This is a genomic window from Streptomyces sp. TLI_146, assembly GCF_002846415.1.
Classification (GTDB): Bacteria; Actinomycetota; Actinomycetes; order Streptomycetales; family Streptomycetaceae; genus Streptomyces.
On sequence record NZ_PJMX01000001.1, the window covers coordinates 2,932,090 to 2,948,837 of the forward strand.

A 16,748-nucleotide genomic window follows, 5' to 3' on the forward strand; every position below is an offset into this window, starting at 1 on the left:
ACGGCCTCACGACGACTTGGCGATCGTCTCGTGGTGCCTGATCACCTCCGCGATGATGAAGTTCAGGAGCTTCTCGGCGAAGGCCGGGTCCAGCTTGGCGTTCTCGGCGAGGCGGCGCAGCCGGTCGATCTGCTCGGCCTCGCGGGCCGGGTCGGCCGGCGGCAGCTTGTGCTCGGCCTTGAGGTGGCCGACCTGCTGGGTGCATTTGAAGCGCTCGGCGAGCATATGGACGACGGCCGCGTCGATGTTGTCGATGCTGTCCCGGAGCCGGGCGAGCTCCGCCTGCACGGAGGGGTCGATCGTGGTCATGGTCGTCGAGCTTACGTGGCCGGGCCCGGGATCGTCGGAGGGTGTTCAGGATCCGGGATCCGGCTGCTCCAGCCGCCCGGGACGGCCCGGCCCTGCTGCTCGCGGAAGCGGACCGGGGCGGTGCCGACACGCCGGGTGAACAGGCGGGAGAAGTACGCGGGGTCGTCGTAGCCCACCCGGCGGGCCACGGCGGCGACCGGCAGCTCGGTGGCCGCGAGCAGCTCCTTGGCCCGGCCGAGCCGGATGCCCAGGAGGTAGTCCTTGGGGCTGCACCCCGCTCCCCGGCGCACCGCCGTGCGCAGCTCGGCGGGGGTCATGCCGTGCCGGGCGGCGTGCTCGGCCACCGACAGCGGCTGGAAGGCGTCGCGGGCGAGCGCCTGGAGGACCGGGTCGCCGTCGGGCGCGAGGTCGGCGCGGGCGCGGCGCAGGGCGACCAGGAGTTCGTGCACGGCGGCGCCCGTCTCGACCTCCAGGAGCGGGTTGCCCCGGCGGGCCGCCCTGGCTATCCGGCCGACGGCGGCCCGGGCGAGCGCGGTGTCGGCGAGCGGCACCACGGGCCGCTCGGGCTCGATGTAGCCGAGCTCGGTGTAGGTGGCGGTCGCGGGCCCGGTGAAGTCCACGAACGACTCGTCCCAGCCGGTGGCCGGGTCGGGCCCGTAGTGGTGCGGCACTCCCGGGGTGAGCCAGATCAGCGCGGGCGCGGTCACCGTGACGCGCTCCCCGTCCGCGCCCCGGAACCAGCCGCCGCCCGCGCCGATCACCACGGCGACGTGGTGGTCCAGGGTGCGCGGCCCGACGGTGGGCAGCGCGCCGTGCTGCATGCCGACGCCGAGGCAGACCAGGCCGAGCCGGTGGTGGACCGGGCTGGGCGTGAAGTAGCGCATCCAGGTGTGGTACATGCCGGTCCCGCCGCCTCCCGTCCCCCCTTTGCGTCCAATCAGCGCCGATCTTTGTCCATGGACCGGCGCCCGCGCCAGGGGCGACGCTGATCCGGAGGACCGAGAGACGGGCGGGGGCCGGTGGCTGACTTCACCGTGGGTGACGAGGACTTTCTGCTGGACGGGCGGCCGGTGCGGCTGCTCTCGGGGGCGCTGCACTACTTCCGGGTGCACGAGTCCCGGTGGGGCCATCGGCTCGCGATGCTGCGGGCGATGGGTCTGAACTGCGTCGAGACGTATGTGCCGTGGAACCTGCACGAACCGGCCCCGGGCCGCTACCGGGACCCGGAGGCGCTGGGCCGGTTCCTGGACGCGGCGCACGCGGCGGGGCTGTGGGCGATCGTGCGCCCCGGCCCGTACATCTGCGCCGAGTGGGAGAACGGCGGTCTGCCGCACTGGCTGACGGGCGCGCTCGGGTCCCGGGTGCGGACCCGGGACCCGGAGTACCTGCGGCACGTGGAGCGCTGGTTCCGGGTGCTGCTGCCGCCGGTGGTGGCCCGCCAGGCCGGCCGGGGCGGCCCGGTGGTCATGGTCCAGGTGGAGAACGAGTACGGCAGCTACGGCTCGGACCGCGTCCATCTGCGGGCGCTCGCCGACCTGCTCGGCGAACTAGGCGTGGGCGTCCCGCTGTTCACCTCCGACGGCCCCGAGGACCACATGCTGACCGGCGGCTCGCTGCCGGGTGTGCTGGCCACCGCGAACTTCGGCTCGGGCGCCCTCGACGCCTTCGAGGTGCTGCGGCGCCACCGCCCCGAGGGTCCGCTGATGTGCATGGAGTTCTGGTGCGGCTGGTTCGAGCACTGGGGCGCTCAGCCGGTGGTGCGGGACGCGCGCGAGGCGGCGGGGGCGCTGCGCGAGATCCTGGAGTGCGGTGCCTCCGTCAACCTCTATATGGCGCACGGCGGCACCAGCTTCGGCGGCTGGGCGGGCGCCAACCGGGACGGCGTGGAGCATCTGGGCCCGCTGCGGCCGGATGTGACGTCGTACGACTACGACGCGCCGATCGACGAGTACGGCCGCCCGACGCCGAAGTTCTGGGCGTTCCGTGAGGTGCTCGCCGAGTACACGGACGGCCCGCTTCCGGAACTGCCGCCCGCACCACCGGCGTTGGGCACGCCGGTCACCGTGCCGCTGACGGAGTGGGTGGCGGCCGAGGACGTGCTGGAGGCGCTGGGGTCGGCGGAGGGCGTGTACGGGACGCCGCCGACGTTCGAGGAGCTGGACGTGGACCGGGGCGTGGTGCGCTACCGGTTCGAGGTGCCCGGGCCCCGGCAGCCGTATCCGCTGCGGGTGCTGGGGCTGCGGGACCGGGCGGTCGTATACGTCGACGGGGTGCGGGCCGGGGTGCTCACCGAGGGCGACGCGGTGCTGCCGGAGCCGGTGGCGGGGCCCGCCGTGGTCGAGCTGTGGGTGGAGTCGCTGGGGCGCGTGAACTACGGGCCGAGGCTCGCCGAGCCCAAGGGGATCACCGGCGGGGTGCTGCACGAGCGGCAGTTCCTGCACGGCGTACGCGCACGTGGGCTGCGGCTCGACGCGTTCGAGGAGGCGTTCGCGGAGGCGTGCCGAGAGGGGGATCGGACGCGGCGGCTCCCGTTCCGTTCAACTGCGGAGGCGGGACGGGGGCTGTTTCGAGGCACCTTCGATGCCCCGGTTCCGGGTGATTCGCGGCTCGAACTCCACGGCCTGGTCCGAGGTTTCGTCTGGGTAAACGGCTTCAACCTCGGGCGTTACTGGTCCGCCGGACCACAGCGGTCGCTGTACGTCCCCGGAGGGGTGCTGCGGGATCAGGCCAACGAAGTGTGGGTGTGGGAATGCGAAGTTGAGGACGCAACGGGTCCGGAAGTGAAATTCCACTAGCCTCGAAGAGCGCGAAGAAAGCGCGTTCTCTTTCCCGACGCACACTTTGAGGTTGACATGAAGGATCTCATCACCCGATCCCGCATCGCCAAGTTGGCCGCCTCTGGAGCCGCCGTGGCAGCGACCGTACTGCTCGCCACTCCCGCGTCCGCCGCGACCGCGATCTCGGTGACCCCGAGCAGCGGCCTCTCCGACGGCCAGACGGTCACGGTCTCCGGTTCGGGCTACACGCCCGGCGCCGCCGTGAACGTGGGCGAATGCGCCTCCGCCACCCTCTGTTCCAACGACGTCAAGTTCCTCACCGCCGACGCCAACGGCGCCATATCGACGACGCTCGCCGTCAAGAAGACCTTCGTCGCCAAGGACTGGTCCACGGGCCAGGACGTCACGGTGGACTGCGCCGCGGCGGGCACGCAGTGCAACGTCACCGCCTGGGAGCAGACCACGGGCAACACGGTCCAGAACATCTCCTTCAACTGAGCCGACGACCGCCCCGCCCCTCCAGGGGGCGGGGCGGTCCCCTTGTCCCGTGCCTACGCCTCCGTCACCTCGAACGCGTCCAGCGTGAACTCCGCCGTCCCGTCGTCGCCCGTCTTGCGCAGCCCCACCCATGCCTCACCGGTCGCGGGGGCCGTGAACTCGTAGGCGTACGCGGTCGGTCCGGTCGCCGCGCCGAACACCTCGCGGCTCAGCTCGCGCGTGCCGGCGCCCTCGTCGACGGCCGTGACCCAGGCGTACTGGCCCGCCTTCTCGCTCTCGTAACGGAAGCCGACGCGATAGCGCTTACCCGGGAGGAAACGGACACTGAAGGGCACGGTCCGGTAGACCAGACCGTCGTTCTCGCCACGCGATTTGAGCGACTGGCCGCCGTCGATCACGTCGTCGACCGCCTTCCCGTTCCAGCCGCGCTGGGTGTACGGGGCGTGCCGCTGCGCGATGTGGGTGCGCGGGTCGGTGACGCCGCCCGCGTCGCCCTTGACGAAGACGCCCCAGCCCTGCGGCACGTTCTCGAAGTCCTCGTGGACCAGCGCGCCCGCCTTGACGGTGGGCGCGGCCGCCACGACCCGTACGTTGTCGAACCGCACCCGGGCCTCCCCCGCCTCCGCGCACAGGGCCAGTTCCACCGGGCCGCCACCCTCGGGGACCGTGAAGTGGGTGAACATCCGCTGGAAGCGGGTGCCGTGCTTGCGGTCGGCGGCGACGAAGTTGCCCGCGGTGGAGGTCGCCGTCCAATTGCGCGCGGTCACCCCGTCGGCGGTGCGCACCTCCAGGGCCGCGACGCGCCGCTCCCCCGCCCGCTCACCCACCTCGACCTGCACGGACGCGGCGTACGTACCGGGTGCGAGGCGGGTCAGGCGCTGGCCGACGGAGGCCGCCGCGCCCGCGCCGATCACCAGCTCGTAGTCACCGAGCGCGCTGCGGCGTACGGAGGCGGGGCCGCTGACCGTCCAGCCTTTCAGGGAGCCGGAGTGGAAGCCGGGGTCGTACAGGCCGGTGCCCTGGCCCCAGCGCGGGTCCCGGGCGCGGGCGCGTTCGCGCACGACGACGTAGGGCTGACCGGCCGCCGCGCCCTCGATGGTGACCGTGCCGGAGCGCACCGGCAGCTCGCGCTCGTAGGCCCGGCCCTGGTCGGTGAGCCGGTACAGGACCACCGTGCGGGCCCCGGACCAGCCGCGCGGCAGCCGCCAACTGGTCGTGCCACCGGCCGGGTTGTAGTGGTAGAGCTTGGCCGGGTCGGCCGCGCGGCGGGGCTCCCAGGGCAGCAGATAGGCGCCGCCGTCGTACACCACGCGCGCGTCCGTGGTGATCCGGCGGGTGCCGTCGGCGTCGGAGACCGAGGTGGCGCCGGGGCCGAAGAAGGTGATCTCGTGCTCGTCCCAGCGCCGGACCGGATACGCCTGGAGGTACTTGGCGGGCAGCGACTGCGTCCAGATCAGCCGGTAGAACGCCGTCCAGTCGGTCTTGCCGACCCACCCCTCGAAGTTGCCCATGCGGACGTGGCCGAGCAGCGTCGGCCACTTGTCGGCGAAGACGTCCTTCTGGTGGTTGCGGATGAAGCGGATCAGCTGGGAGTTGATGCCGCGCGAGGTGTCGCCGCCGTAGTCGGTCTCGTTGGCCCAGTGCGACCAGAGCGAGGAGCGCTCCAGGCCGTGCCCCCACTCGGAGGTGACCAGCCAGCCCTGGGCGCGCAGTTCGCGCTGGAGGCGGTCGGAGGTCCAGCCGGACTCGCGGAACACGTCGATGTAGAGGGCGCCGAGCGCCGGGTCCGCGTCGCGGCGCAGCGCGGCGAACCGCCGCGCGATGTCACCGGAGACCAGGTCGCGGCGCTGGTCGATGCGGTACGACTGATCGAGCCAGTCCCACTGCTCGTTCGCCTTGTCGACCAGCGTCTCGGAGAAGGCGTGGGCGACAGGGTAGGACTCGGTGGCGTTGACATGGACGGCGAAGTCGCTGTTCCACTCCTTCCCTTCGCGGACCAGGTGGTTGAGGTCCTCGATGCCGCCCGCGCGCTCGTTGTAGTTGCCCGCGTAGTCCGGGTGCGCCGAGTCGTGGCCCTCGGACTGGTAGCCCTTGAGCAGCGTGTACTGGCGCAGACCGTCGGTGGCCAGCGAGATCCGCTTGACGTTGTCGAGGGTGGCCAGGAACGGGTTGGTCGCCTGCGAGGCGAAGTTGAAGGGGATGTGCGGGACGACCCGCAGATGCTGCTCGTCGGCGCCGAGCGGGCTGACCATGATGTCGCGGAACGCGATGGCCGCGTCCTGCCAGTCGACGGTGCCGTCGCCGTTGCGGTCGCCGGTGACGATCACGGTGGCGTACGGGAGCGGCTCGGTGTCGTCCACGGCGGCGGTGGCGGCCCGGTGCGTCCACTGGCCGGGGACGAGCCGCGCCTCGACGTACCCGTCGCGCTTGAGGACCTGGCGCCAGAGCCGCCCGTTCTCCCAGGTGGTCCCGGCCGCGCTGTCGGGCTTGTCGTAGACGGTGTTGGTCTCGACGGCGCCGCCGAGGGTGTCGTGCGCGACGACGGCGTAGGCACAGCCGATCGGCGCCGCGTCCGGGGCGGTGTCGGCGGTGACCTGGACGAGTGTGTCGCCGCTCTTCGCCTTGTCCAGCTGGATCCGGGCGGCGAGCAGCGCCGCGCCCGGCTGGTCGCTGCGCACGGAGAGCAGGGCGAGGGCGGGGATCTGGAGGGTGCCGACGCGGCGGGCGGGGGTGTCGTCGATCCTGGTCACCCGCCAGTCGACGCGGTGCCCGTCGACGCGGATCTCCACGCCGATCTCGGTGCCGCCGTCGAGGGCGAGCGTGTACGAGGCCCGGTCGCGGCCCGTCCGCGCGGTGACGCGGGGCGTGTGGGCGACCCCGTCGACCAGCACGGTCGTGACGGGCTCCGTCTGCCCGTACAGCTTCGCGCCGCTCGCGCGGTCGGTGTACGAGACGATGCGCGGGAAGGCGGTGTCGAGCCGCACCTCCAGGTCGCGGGAGCGGATGGTGCTCTCCCCGGCGGCTCGGGCGACCCCGGGCGCCCCCAGCGCGGCCCCGGCCCCGGCCAGCGCGGTGGCCGCGACCACCGTCCTCCGCTTCGGTCCGCGTACTTCGGCGTTCACGTCGGGTGCCTCCTCGTGACGGGGTCTTCCGTGCGGGTCACGATGGGGCGGGTGGGGGGGTGTGCCCATGGACAAAGGGGTGGGGGGTGTTGGACTAAGCGCGCTTTGCTTTGGCCCGGGGTTCGTCTGCGGGCCGGTGGGTGGCTGGTCGCGCAGTTCCCCGCGCCCCTGTTTTGGCCCGGGGTTCGTCTGCAGGTGTGTGGTGGGTTGCTCGCGCCGTTCCCCGCGCCCCTAACCCCTCTTTCGTCTGCGGGCCATGGTCGGTTGCTCGCGCCGTTCCCCGCGCCCCTCAACCCCCCTTCATCTGCGGACCGTGGCCGGTTGCTCGCGCCGTTCCCCGCGCCCCTCAACCCCCCTTCATCTGCGGACCGTGGTCGGTTGCTCGCGCCGTTCCCCGCGCCCCTTAGGTGCCGCTGCGCGGCAATCCCCTGGGCGGCCCGGAGGGGCGCTTTTAGGGGCGCGGGGAACTGCGCGACCAGTTGGGGACGGCCTGCAGACGAAGACCGGGCCGAAAAGGGGCGCGGGGAACCGCGCGACCGGCCACCCACCGGGCCGCAGACGAAGACCGGGCTAAAGCAGTGGCAGGAGCGCCACCACCTGCCAGCCCCCCTCCGGCGCCGGGCCCGCTGTCAGTTCGCCGCCGAGGGCCGTCACTCGCTCCGTCAGGCCCGCCAGGCCGAAGCCGCCGCCCCGGGCGCCCGGCGGGAGTCTCGCCGCGCGGGAGCCGTCGTCGGCGACCCGGACCTCCAGGCCGTCGCCGACCACGCGGAGCCCCACCCGTACCGCACTCGCGTCCGCCGCATGCTTGCGGACGTTCGTCAGGGCTTCGCGGACCACGCGGTACGCGGCGGCCGCGACCTCGCCGGGCAGCCGCTCCTCCAGGCCCGCCTCGACGTACAGCACGGCCGGCGGGCCCGCCAGGGAGAAGCGGTCGGCCAGCTCGCGCAGCTGCGCCAGGCCCGCGACCGGCTCGGTCTCGGGCTCGCCCGCGCGCAGCACCCGCACCAGCCTGCGCATCGCGCTCAGCGCGTCCCCGCCCGCCTCCTCGATCCGGGCGAACGTATCGGCGGCCCGCTGCCCCTCGACCGCGGTGAAGCGGGCCGCGCGGGCCTGGACGACGATGCCGGTGACGTGGTGGGCGATCAGGTCGTGGAGCTCGCGGGCGAGTTCGAGGCGCTCGGCCGCGCGGACGGCCTGGAGGTCGCGCACACGCTGCCAGGACTGGGCGCGCAGCAGCAGCGAGTACGCGCTGACGACGACCGTGAGCACCGCGAAGAGCAGGGTGAACCGGCCCGGCGAGGCGTCCCGGACCGGCACCGCCATGCAGCCGAGCCCAAGCACCGGGCCGAGGACGGCGGCGGTGCGGGCCGGCGCCCGCAGCAGGACCGCGGCGAGCAGCACCAGCAGCGCCACCGCCTCGCCCATCCCCCAGACGATCTCCGGGCGGTCGAGGAACATCAGCCCGGTCGCGGCCCAGGTGGCGGCCGCGCCGGCCCAGGCCCGTACGACCAGGTCGGGACGGGGCCACGGCAGCGCGCACAGGCAGACCACCAGGCCCGAGGCCCAGACGATGGCGTGCGGGGTGGTGGGCTGGCGGGCCAGGGCCAGGCCCTCGAAGACGACGAGCCCGACCAGGACGGCGGCGAGCGCCCCGCGGGCGACATCGGCCCAGCGGGGGTGGCCGCGCAGCCAGCGGCGGAGCGGGCTCACGCGGCGCCCGTGGCCAGTCCGCTCTCCCAGGCCCAGGCGGCGATCTCCACCCGGTTCCGGGCGCCGAGCTTGCCCTGCACATTGGCCAGATGGGTCTTCACAGTGGAGAGGGAGACGTACAGCTCGGCGGCGATCTCGGCGTTGGTGGCGCCGCGCGCCAGACACCGTACGACCTCGCGTTCGCGCTCGGTGAGGGGTTCGGCGGGCTGCCGCAGGGAGGTGGCGGGGCGGGCGGTGGCGAGCTCGCGCAGCAGCCGGACGGTGATCGCCGGGGAGACCAGCGAGTCCCCGGCCGCCGCCGCCCGGACCGCCTCCACCAGCATCTCGGGGCTTGCGTCCTTGAGGAGGAAGCCGCAGGCGCCGCCGTGCAGGGCGGCGTGGACGTACTCGTCCAGGTCGAAGGTGGTGACGATCACGATCCGCGGGCGTTCGCGGCCGCGGAGGCGGCGGGTGACTTCGAGGCCGTCGAGGCCGGGCATAGGGATGTCGAGGAGCAGGACGTCCGGGTCGTGCCGGTCCACGGCCTCCAGGGCGGACGGGCCGTCGAAGACGTCGTCGAGGACGTCGATGTCGGGCCTGCTCTCCAGGATCATGCGGAACCCGGTCCTGACCATCTCCTGGTCGTCCGCGATGACCACCGTGATCGACATGTCCACATATGACCAGATTAGGCCGGACGCCCGCAAATTCGGGGCGCCCGGCCAGCCGTACGGCGGGGAGTGCTAGAGGGTCGCGGCCGCCTTCGCGATGTCGGCGGCGAAGGTCGAGACCTCGCTGTACACGCCCGGGTAGCCGGGCTCGGCGCAGCCCTGGCCCCAGCTCACGATGCCGACCTGGATCCAGGCGTTGTCGTTGTCCTTGCGGAACATCGGGCCGCCGGAGTCGCCCTGGCAGGTGTCGACGCCGCCCTGCTCGACGTAGCCCGCGCAGATCTCGTCGCTCGGGACGAGCTCACTGCCGTACGCCTGCTGGCACTGGGCGTCGGAGACGAACGGGACCGTCGCCTTGTAGAGGTAGCGCTGCTGGCCGCCGCCCTCGCTGCGGGCGCCCCAGCCCGCGATGGTGAAGGTGCCGTTGTTGAACTGGGTGGTGGTGGCGATCTTGAGGGTGGGCTGGCCGACCGGCTTGGCGAGCTTGATCAGCGCCCAGTCCTTGCCCCTGCCGTTGTAGCCGGGCGCCTGGAGCACCTTGGTCGACTTCACCTTGATGGCGCTGCTGCTCTGGAGGTCGACGACGCCCGCGGTCGCGGTGATGGAGGTGTTGGTGCCGGAGCCGTTCACGCAGTGGGCGGCGGTGAGGACGATCTGCTGGGTGTAGAGGGCGCCGCCACAGCCCATGGAGAGGCGGACCATGAACGGGAACTCGCCCTGGGCGGCGCGGGTTCCGCCGACCACGGGCGCCTGGGACGCGGAGGCGCCCGTGGCAGGTTGGAGGGTGAACGCGGCGAGGGTGACCGCCGCGACGGCTATGCATCTCTTGAGCGCACGCACGAGGGTGTTCTTCAAGGGACTGCCTTTCGTGGGGGGTTGAACGTGGGGGTCGAGCATGGGGACCGAGCGTGGGGACTGCTCCGCGCCCCGGCGCGCCGTGGGATGACATGGGCGCGTCAATGCGCGTGCTGTGGATTATCGGAGCCCTCCGGGCGGCCTACAAGGATTGCTTTCCGGCCATGTGTACGAGGGCGGGGTGCCGTACGCGCCTCGTACAGTGGAGGCTGGTTCACCGTCGTACGGGGGTGACAGCGTGGCCCATCCGAACGCGCCCGGGCCCGGTCCCGTCGTGCACGGGTTTCCGCACATCGAGACCGTGCGGGCGGCGATCACCGCGCTGTACCGGCGGCTGTCGGCCGACGGGATCCAGGGGTACGCGACGAGCGTCCTGCCCGCCGACGTGGCCTTCGCCGACCACGACGACCTCCATCTGGGCGCCCAGCGGGTGGCCCGCGCGCTCGTCCAGCACCTGCATCTGCCGGACGCCCGGATGATCGTCGGGTTCCGCGAGATGCAGCACGCGGCCTCGGTCGAACTGGCCGCGGGACCCGAGTACTTCATCGAGCTCAACGACCGCTTCCGGCGCCACCGGCGGGACATCGGGGCGGCGCTCGCCCACGAGATCACACATGTGCTCCTGCACCGGCTCGGCCTTGAGTTCCCGGGGACGCGGGACAACGAGATCCTCACGGACACGGCGACCACGTATCTGGGGGCGGGGTGGCTGCTGCTCGACGCGTTCCGGGAGGACGGGGTGTCCAGCCAGAAGCTGGGCTATCTGACGCCGGAGGAGTTCGGATATGTGCTGGCGAAGCGGGCGGCGGTGTTCGGCGAGGACCCGTCGCCGTGGTTCACCAGCCCGCAGGCGTACCCCGCGTACCGGGCCGGGGTCGCCCGGGCCCATCTCGACGCGCGGCAGCCGCCGTTGGCGGGGGCGGGGTGGGCCGGGCGGCGGCGGTACGCGCGGGACCGGCGGGGGGCGCGGTCGGGTGAGGGGGTGTGGGGGTCCTCGGCGGGGCCGTACTCCTTCGAGGGCGGGGGTGCGTCGTTGCGGGTGTGCTTCTCGTGCCCTACGTGTGGGCAGCGGAATCGGGTGGGGGTTCGGGGGAGGGTGCGGGTGCGGTGTGGGGTGTGCGGGGCGGTTCTGACCTGCGATACGTAGCCCCACCCCGCGGTGGCTGCGCCGCCCCGACCCCGTTCGCCTGCGGACCGTGGGTGGCTGGTCGCGCAGTTCCCCGCGCCCCTTGAATGCCGCTCCGCGGCAGACACACAACCAGCCACCCGGCCGGAATTCGCCCCCTCCCGTCCTTCCCGCCTCCCGCCGTTCACCACCGCGACACACACCACCCCCGTAATGAAGGAGTTGTCTGTACAACAGTTGGCTGTACAACCTCGCCCCTCATGGAGCCCTCGTGACGACCGCCCCCCGTATCCGCACCGCCGGTATCGCCCTCGCGCTCACCGCATCCGCGTTCGCTCTCGCCGCCTGTGGCGCGAAGAGTGACGCCAAGAACGTCGACTCGGGCGGGAAGTCCGTCGCGGCCGCCGGGTCCGCGAAGGAGGCCGGGGGGATGGACGCGCTGGTCGCCGCCGCCAAGAAGGAAGGCGCTCTCAACGCCATCGCGATCCCCCGCGACTGGGCCAACTACGGGGCCCTCATCGACGGGTTCCAGAAGAAGTACGGCATCAAGGTCGCCGTGGAGAACCCCGACGGGACCAGCCAGGACGAGATCAACGCCGTCAAGACCCGCAAGGGTCAGGACCGCGCCCCGGACGTCCTCGACCTCGGCGCCTCCTTCGCGCAGGCCGCGGCCCAGCAGGGGCTGACCGCCCCGTACAAGGTCGAGGCGTACGAGAAGATCGCCGCGGGGCAGAAGGACCCGCAGGCCCGGTGGTTCAACGACTACGGCGGCTACGTCTCCATCGGCTGTGACGCCAAGCGCGTCAAGGAGTGCCCGCAGACCTTCGCCGATCTGCTGAAGCCCCAGTACAAGGGGCAGGTCGCGCTCAACGGCAACCCGACCAAGTCGGGTTCGGCCTTCGCCGGTGTGTACGCCGCCGCCCTCGCCTCCGGCGGGTCCTTCGACGACATCCGGCCCGGCCTCGACTTCTTCGGCAAGCTGAAGAAGAACGGGAACTACAACCCCGTCGAGTCCACCCCGGCGACCGTCGAGAAGGGCGAGACCCCGATCAGCATCGACTGGGACTACCTCAACGCCGGGTACGGGGAGGAGTTCAAGAGCAAGGGGCTCGACTGGAAGGTCGCCGTGCCCGGTGACGGCGTCTACGCCCAGTACTACTCCCAGGCCGTCAACAAGGACGCGCCGCACCCCGCCGCCGCCCGGCTGTGGCAGGAGTACCTGTACTCGGCCGAGGGGCAGAACCTGTGGCTCAAGGGCCACGCCCGGCCCGCCCTGATGACCGCCATGGAGCAGGACGGCACGCTCGACAAGGCCGCCGCCGCCGCGCTCCCCAAGGTCGCGGGCACCCCGAAGTTCCCCTCCGAGGCACAGACCGCCAAGGCCAAGCAGGTCCTGGCCGCGGGCTGGGCCAAGGCGATCTCGGGCTGATCCGATCCATGACCACTCTGACCACTTCCTCCTCGCCGGGGGCCGCCGCGGCTGACGCGCGCCGCCCCCGGCGGCGGGGCCCCAAGGCCTCCGGGTCCTGGCTCGCCGCCCTGCCCCTGCTCGCCTTCGTGGCCCTCGCCTTCGGGCTCCCCGCCGTCGCCATGGTCCACGGGGCGTTCACCGTCGACGGCTCGTACGGACTCGCCAACCTCGACCAGTCCGTGCACGGCGCCTACCGCACCGCCCTCCTCGGCAGCCTCAAGCTGGCCGCCGTCACCGCGGGCATCGGCTCGGTGCTCGGGCTGCTGCTCGCCCAGGCCGTCGTCACCTCGCGCGGCCGGGCGCTGCGCGAGGCCGTGCTCACCGCCTCCGGCGTCCTCGCCAACTTCGGTGGTGTGCCGCTGGCCTTCGCCTTCGTCGCGACCCTCGGCAACGCCGGTGTGCTCACCACCCGCCTCGGCCTCGACCGGCACGGGTGGAGCCTCTACAGCTTCTGGGGGCTCGCCCTGACGTATCTGTACTTCCTGGTGCCCCTGATGGTGCTCACCGTGGCGCCCGCCCTCGACGGGCTGCGGCCCCAGTGGCGCGAAGCCGCCCTCAACTCCGGGGCCGGAACCTGGCAGTACTGGCGGCACGTGGGCATCCCGGTGCTCCTGCCGACCCTGCTCGGCGGGTTCGTGCTGCTCTTCGGCAGCGCCTTCGCCGCGTACGCCACCGCCGCCGCGATGGTCGGCAGCTCGATCCCGCTGGTGACGCTCCAGATCGCGGACGCGCTCTCCGGCAACGTCCTGATCGGCCAGGAGAACGTGGCGCTCGCCCTCAGCCTCGACATGGTGCTGGTCGCGGCGCTCGTCATGGCCGTCCATCTGCCCCTCCAGCGAAGGAGCGCCCGATGGCTCGCCTGATCCCGGCCGGAGCGCGCCCCTGGCGCGGTGTCGTCCTCGGCGCCGCCGGGCTCTACTTCCTGGTGCCGCTGCTCGCCGCCCTGGTCTTCACCGTGGATGTACCGAACCAGGGGTTCACCCTCGACTCGTACACCCAGATCTTCTCCGCCGACGGGTTCACCACCGCCCTGCTGCTCTCCCTCGGCCTCGGGCTCACCACGGTCGCCCTCGCGCTGCTCCTGACGCTCCCGGCCGCGCTCGCGGTGCGGCTCTCGGGCTCGGGGCGACTGCGGGCGGTGCTCGAAGTGGTCTGCACGCTGCCGCTGGTGGTGCCGCCGGTCGCGCTGGTCGCCGGGATCGGGACCGTGCTGAAGTGGGGGCCCGACCACCTCGCCGCCACTCCGCTGTACGAGACGTTCGTCGCGGCGCAGGACCCGGACTTCCCGGTCGTGCTGGTCCTCGCGTACGTGGTGATGGCGCTGCCGTTCGTCCACCGCTCGCTGGAGGCGGGGCTGCGGGCCGTCGATGTGCGTACGCTCGTCGAGGCCGCCCGTGACCTGGGCGCCTCCTGGCCCCGGGCGATCGTCTCGGTCGTGCTGCCCAATCTGCGCACCGCGCTGCTCAACGCCTCGTTCCTGGCGCTCGCGCTGGTGCTCGGCGAGTTCACCGTGGCGCAGCTGCTCGGGTTCCAGCCGTTCGCGGTGTGGATCGTTCAGGCGTCCGGCTCCAACGCCCAGCTGTCCGTGGCGGTCTCGCTGCTCAGCCTGGTGCTGACCTGGGTGCTGCTGCTGGTCCTGACCGCCGTCTTCCGTACCCGCGCCGCCCGTTCGGCGCGTGCCCCCCGCAGTGACACGAACAAGAAGGAGGCGGGCGCGTGACGATCACCGACGCACCTGCGCGCACCGGAACCGCCCTCAGGATCCGGGGGCTGCGCCGCACCTTCGGCTCCGCCGTCGCGCTCGACGGGCTCGACCTCGATGTGGCGCCCGGTGAACTCCTGGCCCTGCTCGGCCCGTCGGGCTGCGGCAAGACCACGGCGCTGCGGGTCCTCGCGGGCTTCGAGCGGCCCGACTCCGGTCAGGTGCTGCTCGACGGCGAGGACATCGTGCCGGTCCCGGCCAACCGGCGCGACACCGGCATGGTCTTCCAGTCGTACAGCCTCTTCCCCCATCTGACGGCGGCCGAGAACGTGGCCTTCGGCATGCGGATGCGCAAGGTCGCGGTGGCCGAGCGGCGCTCGCGCGCGGCCGAACTCCTCGATCTCGTGGGCCTGCCCGACCACGGCGGACGCTATCCGCACCAGCTCTCCGGCGGTCAGCAGCAGCGCGTGGCGCTGGCCCGGGCGCTCGCCCTGCGGCCCCGGCTGCTGCTGCTCGACGAGCCGCTCTCCGCGCTGGACGCCCAGGTGCGGGTGAACCTGCGCGAGGAGATCCGGCGGCTCCAGCTGGAGCTCGGGATCACCACCGTGTTCGTCACGCACGACCAGGAGGAGGCCCTGTCGATGGCCGACCGGGTCGCGGTGATGCGCGGCGGCCGGCTCGAACAGTGCGCCACCCCGGCCGAGTTGTACGACCGTCCGGCGACCGCGTTCGTGGCGTCCTTCATCGGCACCATGAACCGGATCCCGGGGCGCCTCGCCCCGGACGGGCAGGCCGAGGTCCTCGGTGTCACCCTTCCCGTGGACGGCCCGGCGGCCGGTGCCACCGCGTTCCTGCTGCGCCCCGAGGCGCTGGACGTGACTGCGGACGGCCCCGACACCGTCACCGGCAGCTCCTTCCACGGCGCCAGCACCCGGCTGCGGGTCCGCCTCGCGGACGGCACCGAGGTGAAGGCCGACCTGCCCTCGCACACGGCGGGCGCGTTCGGCGCGGGCGCGGCCGTGACCGTACGGCCGCAGCGGCGTCCGGTGCTCGCGGCGGGTGAGGAGGCGTGAGCGGGCTGCGCGCGGTGCTGTTCGACATGGACGGCACCCTGGTCGACACCGAGCGGGCCTGGGTCGAGGTCGTCGAACAGGTCGCGGCCCGGCACGGGTACGCGCTGGTGGGCGCGGGGCGCACGGCGGTGTACGGGCGGTCCGTGGAGGACACCGCCAGGATGCTGCACGAGCCGCTCGCCGTCCACCAGGACGTCCTGGCCGCCGAGTTGGGCGACGGGTTCGCCGCCCGGCTCGCCGACGGGGCCGAGCCCCGGCCGGGCGCGCTGCGGCTCCTGGCGGCGCTGCGCCGCGACCGGGTGCCGACCGCGCTGGTGTCGGCGTCCCCGCGCGCGGTCGTCGACCGGGTCGCGGCCTCCCTGTCCGGACACCGCTTCGACGCGGTCTACGGGGCGGAGGACACCGCCCGCACCAAGCCCGCGCCCGACCCGTATCTGGCAGCGGCGGCGGCCCTGGGCGCGGAGCCGTCGCGGTGCGTGGCCGTCGAGGACACGGTGACGGGCGTGACGTCGGCGGAGGCGGCGGGGTGCGCGGTGCTCGCGGTCCCGTCGATGGAACCCATCGCGCCCGCGGCGGGACGGACGGTACTGGCTAGTCTGGAGGAAGCCGATCCGGCGCTGCTGCGCTCGCTGATCAGCCTCGGCTAGCTGCCGGTTGACGGGACAACGGGGACGGGGAACGACATGGCAGGCAAGGCGGCGCCGCTGTACCGGAAGGTGGCCGGCGATCTGCGGGCGGCCATCACCGCCGGGGAGTACGGATCGGGGGCGCGGCTGCCCGCCGAGGACGAACTCGCCCGTACCTACGGCGTGTCCAGGGGCACCATCCGCCAGGCGCTGGCCGCGCTGCGCACCGACGGTCTGGTGACCTCGCGGCGCGGCGCGCGGCGGGTGGTGCTCGGCGGGGGCGGGGCGCGGCTCCAGAGCTTCGAGGAGCTGCGGTCGTTCGCCCGCTGGGCGCGCTCGCAGGGCGAGGAGCCGGGCGGCCGGACGGTCGCGGTGGACCCGGGCGAGGCGACCGAGGAGGAGGCGTACCACCTGCGGCTCCCGGTCGGGGAGCGGATCTTCCGGGTGCTGCGGGTCCGTACGCTCTCCGGGTCCCCGGTGATGGTGGAGCGCACCACCTATCCGGAGCGGGTGGGCGAGCTGGTGGCGGCGATGGACCCGGGCCTCGCCTCGCACGCCGACGAACTGGAGGCGCACGGCGTGCTGTTCAGCGACGCCCTGCACACGATCGACGTGGTCCCGGCGGACGCCACCGACGCGCAGCTGCTCGGCTGCCGGGCCGGTGACGGCCTGCTGCGCGAGCGCCGCCGCTCCACCGACCCGGCGGGCCTGCCGCTGGAGTGGTCCCAGGACCGCTATCTGCCGGGCACGGTGGCGTTCACCGTACGCAACTCCTCGGGGTCCCGGGCGATGGGCAGGAGCCTCAACGGCTCGTGAGACTCCTGCCCGG

15 protein-coding genes are annotated in these 16,748 nt (G+C 73.0%); 9 read left to right on the forward strand and 6 right to left on the reverse strand.

Annotated elements, in window-relative coordinates:
* Positions 1–6: 6 nt before the first annotated feature.
* Together BX283_RS13365 and BX283_RS13370 are read right to left on the reverse strand one after the other, a co-directional pair.
* Positions 7–309: a chorismate mutase gene (locus tag BX283_RS13365; RefSeq protein ID WP_101387841.1), complete on the reverse strand. Its 303-nt coding sequence runs from the start codon at positions 307–309 to the stop codon at positions 7–9.
* An 11-nt stretch (positions 310–320) separates the two neighbouring features.
* Positions 321–1,208, reverse strand: coding sequence for an AraC family transcriptional regulator (locus tag BX283_RS13370; protein ID WP_101387842.1), 888 nt, complete (start codon positions 1,206–1,208; stop codon positions 321–323).
* Positions 1,209–1,328: 120 nt separating this feature from the next.
* Between BX283_RS13370 and BX283_RS13375 the strand changes: the two genes are divergently transcribed.
* Complete coding sequence (locus BX283_RS13375; protein ID WP_101387843.1) at positions 1,329–3,104, forward strand: beta-galactosidase; 1,776 nt, start codon at positions 1,329–1,331, stop codon at positions 3,102–3,104.
* A gap of 57 nt (positions 3,105–3,161) precedes the next feature.
* Positions 3,162–3,584, forward strand: coding sequence for an enediyne antibiotic chromoprotein (locus BX283_RS13380; protein WP_101387844.1), 423 nt, complete (start codon positions 3,162–3,164; stop codon positions 3,582–3,584).
* A 53-nt stretch (positions 3,585–3,637) separates the two neighbouring features.
* Here the strand turns inward: BX283_RS13380 and BX283_RS13385 are convergent, their stop codons facing one another.
* From BX283_RS13385 to BX283_RS13400, 4 genes are all read right to left on the reverse strand, one after another.
* Positions 3,638–6,706, reverse strand: a complete 3,069-nt coding sequence (locus BX283_RS13385; RefSeq protein WP_257582725.1) for an endo-alpha-N-acetylgalactosaminidase family protein — start codon at positions 6,704–6,706, stop codon at positions 3,638–3,640.
* 570 nt (positions 6,707–7,276) lie between these two features.
* Positions 7,277–8,416: a sensor histidine kinase gene (locus BX283_RS13390; RefSeq protein ID WP_101387846.1), complete on the reverse strand. Its 1,140-nt coding sequence runs from the start codon at positions 8,414–8,416 to the stop codon at positions 7,277–7,279.
* Entirely contained in the window at positions 8,413–9,066 is a 654-nt protein-coding gene (locus tag BX283_RS13395) for a response regulator transcription factor (protein WP_101387847.1), read from the reverse strand. Before BX283_RS13395 ends, BX283_RS13390 begins: the two co-directional genes overlap by 4 nt.
* A 72-nt stretch (positions 9,067–9,138) precedes the next feature.
* Complete coding sequence (locus tag BX283_RS13400) at positions 9,139–9,963, reverse strand: trypsin-like serine protease (RefSeq protein WP_101387848.1); 825 nt, start codon at positions 9,961–9,963, stop codon at positions 9,139–9,141.
* 196 nt (positions 9,964–10,159) lie between these two features.
* Here BX283_RS13400 and BX283_RS13405 point away from each other — a divergent pair, with 196 nt between their 5' ends.
* The 7 genes from BX283_RS13405 (at position 10,160) to BX283_RS13435 (ending at position 16,735) form a co-directional block, all read left to right on the forward strand.
* Positions 10,160–11,068: a hypothetical protein gene (locus BX283_RS13405; RefSeq protein ID WP_101392319.1), complete on the forward strand. Its 909-nt coding sequence runs from the start codon at positions 10,160–10,162 to the stop codon at positions 11,066–11,068.
* A 250-nt stretch (positions 11,069–11,318) separates the two neighbouring features.
* Positions 11,319–12,476 carry an ABC transporter substrate-binding protein gene (locus tag BX283_RS13410; protein ID WP_101387849.1) on the forward strand — a complete coding sequence of 386 codons (1,158 nt, stop codon included), beginning with the start codon at positions 11,319–11,321 and terminating at the stop codon, positions 12,474–12,476.
* An 8-nt stretch (positions 12,477–12,484) separates the two neighbouring features.
* Positions 12,485–13,381, forward strand: a complete 897-nt coding sequence (locus BX283_RS13415) for an ABC transporter permease subunit (protein ID WP_101387850.1) — start codon at positions 12,485–12,487, stop codon at positions 13,379–13,381.
* Positions 13,369–14,238 (forward strand): ABC transporter permease, encoded by an 870-nt coding sequence (locus tag BX283_RS13420; RefSeq protein ID WP_101387851.1) that lies wholly within the window; start codon positions 13,369–13,371, stop codon positions 14,236–14,238. The genes BX283_RS13415 and BX283_RS13420 overlap by 13 nt, the downstream gene beginning before the upstream one ends.
* Positions 14,235–15,293: an ABC transporter ATP-binding protein gene (locus tag BX283_RS13425; RefSeq protein ID WP_101387852.1), complete on the forward strand. Its 1,059-nt coding sequence runs from the start codon at positions 14,235–14,237 to the stop codon at positions 15,291–15,293. The genes BX283_RS13420 and BX283_RS13425 overlap by 4 nt, the downstream gene beginning before the upstream one ends.
* A complete protein-coding gene (locus BX283_RS13430; protein ID WP_257582731.1) occupies positions 15,290–15,940 on the forward strand; it encodes an HAD family phosphatase in 651 nt (216 codons plus the stop codon). The genes BX283_RS13425 and BX283_RS13430 overlap by 4 nt, the downstream gene beginning before the upstream one ends.
* Before the next feature lie 36 nt (positions 15,941–15,976).
* A complete protein-coding gene (locus BX283_RS13435) occupies positions 15,977–16,735 on the forward strand; it encodes a GntR family transcriptional regulator (protein WP_101387853.1) in 759 nt (252 codons plus the stop codon).
* The last annotated feature ends 13 nt before the right edge of the window (positions 16,736–16,748 follow it).

Coding starts and splice junctions, on each gene's coding strand:
- BX283_RS13365 (WP_101387841.1), bottom strand. CDS start 309: ATGACCACGATCGACCCCTCCGTGCAGGCGGAGCTCGCCCGGCTCCGG.
- BX283_RS13370 (WP_101387842.1), bottom strand. CDS start 1,208: ATGTACCACACCTGGATGCGCTACTTCACGCCCAGCCCGGTCCACCAC.
- BX283_RS13380 (WP_101387844.1), top strand. CDS start 3,162: ATGAAGGATCTCATCACCCGATCCCGCATCGCCAAGTTGGCCGCCTCT.
- BX283_RS13395 (WP_101387847.1), bottom strand. CDS start 9,066: ATGTCGATCACGGTGGTCATCGCGGACGACCAGGAGATGGTCAGGACC.
- BX283_RS13400 (WP_101387848.1), bottom strand. CDS start 9,963: ATGCTCGACCCCCACGTTCAACCCCCCACGAAAGGCAGTCCCTTGAAG.
- BX283_RS13415 (WP_101387850.1), top strand. CDS start 12,485: ATGACCACTCTGACCACTTCCTCCTCGCCGGGGGCCGCCGCGGCTGAC.
- BX283_RS13420 (WP_101387851.1), top strand. CDS start 13,369: ATGGCTCGCCTGATCCCGGCCGGAGCGCGCCCCTGGCGCGGTGTCGTC.
- BX283_RS13435 (WP_101387853.1), top strand. CDS start 15,977: ATGGCAGGCAAGGCGGCGCCGCTGTACCGGAAGGTGGCCGGCGATCTG.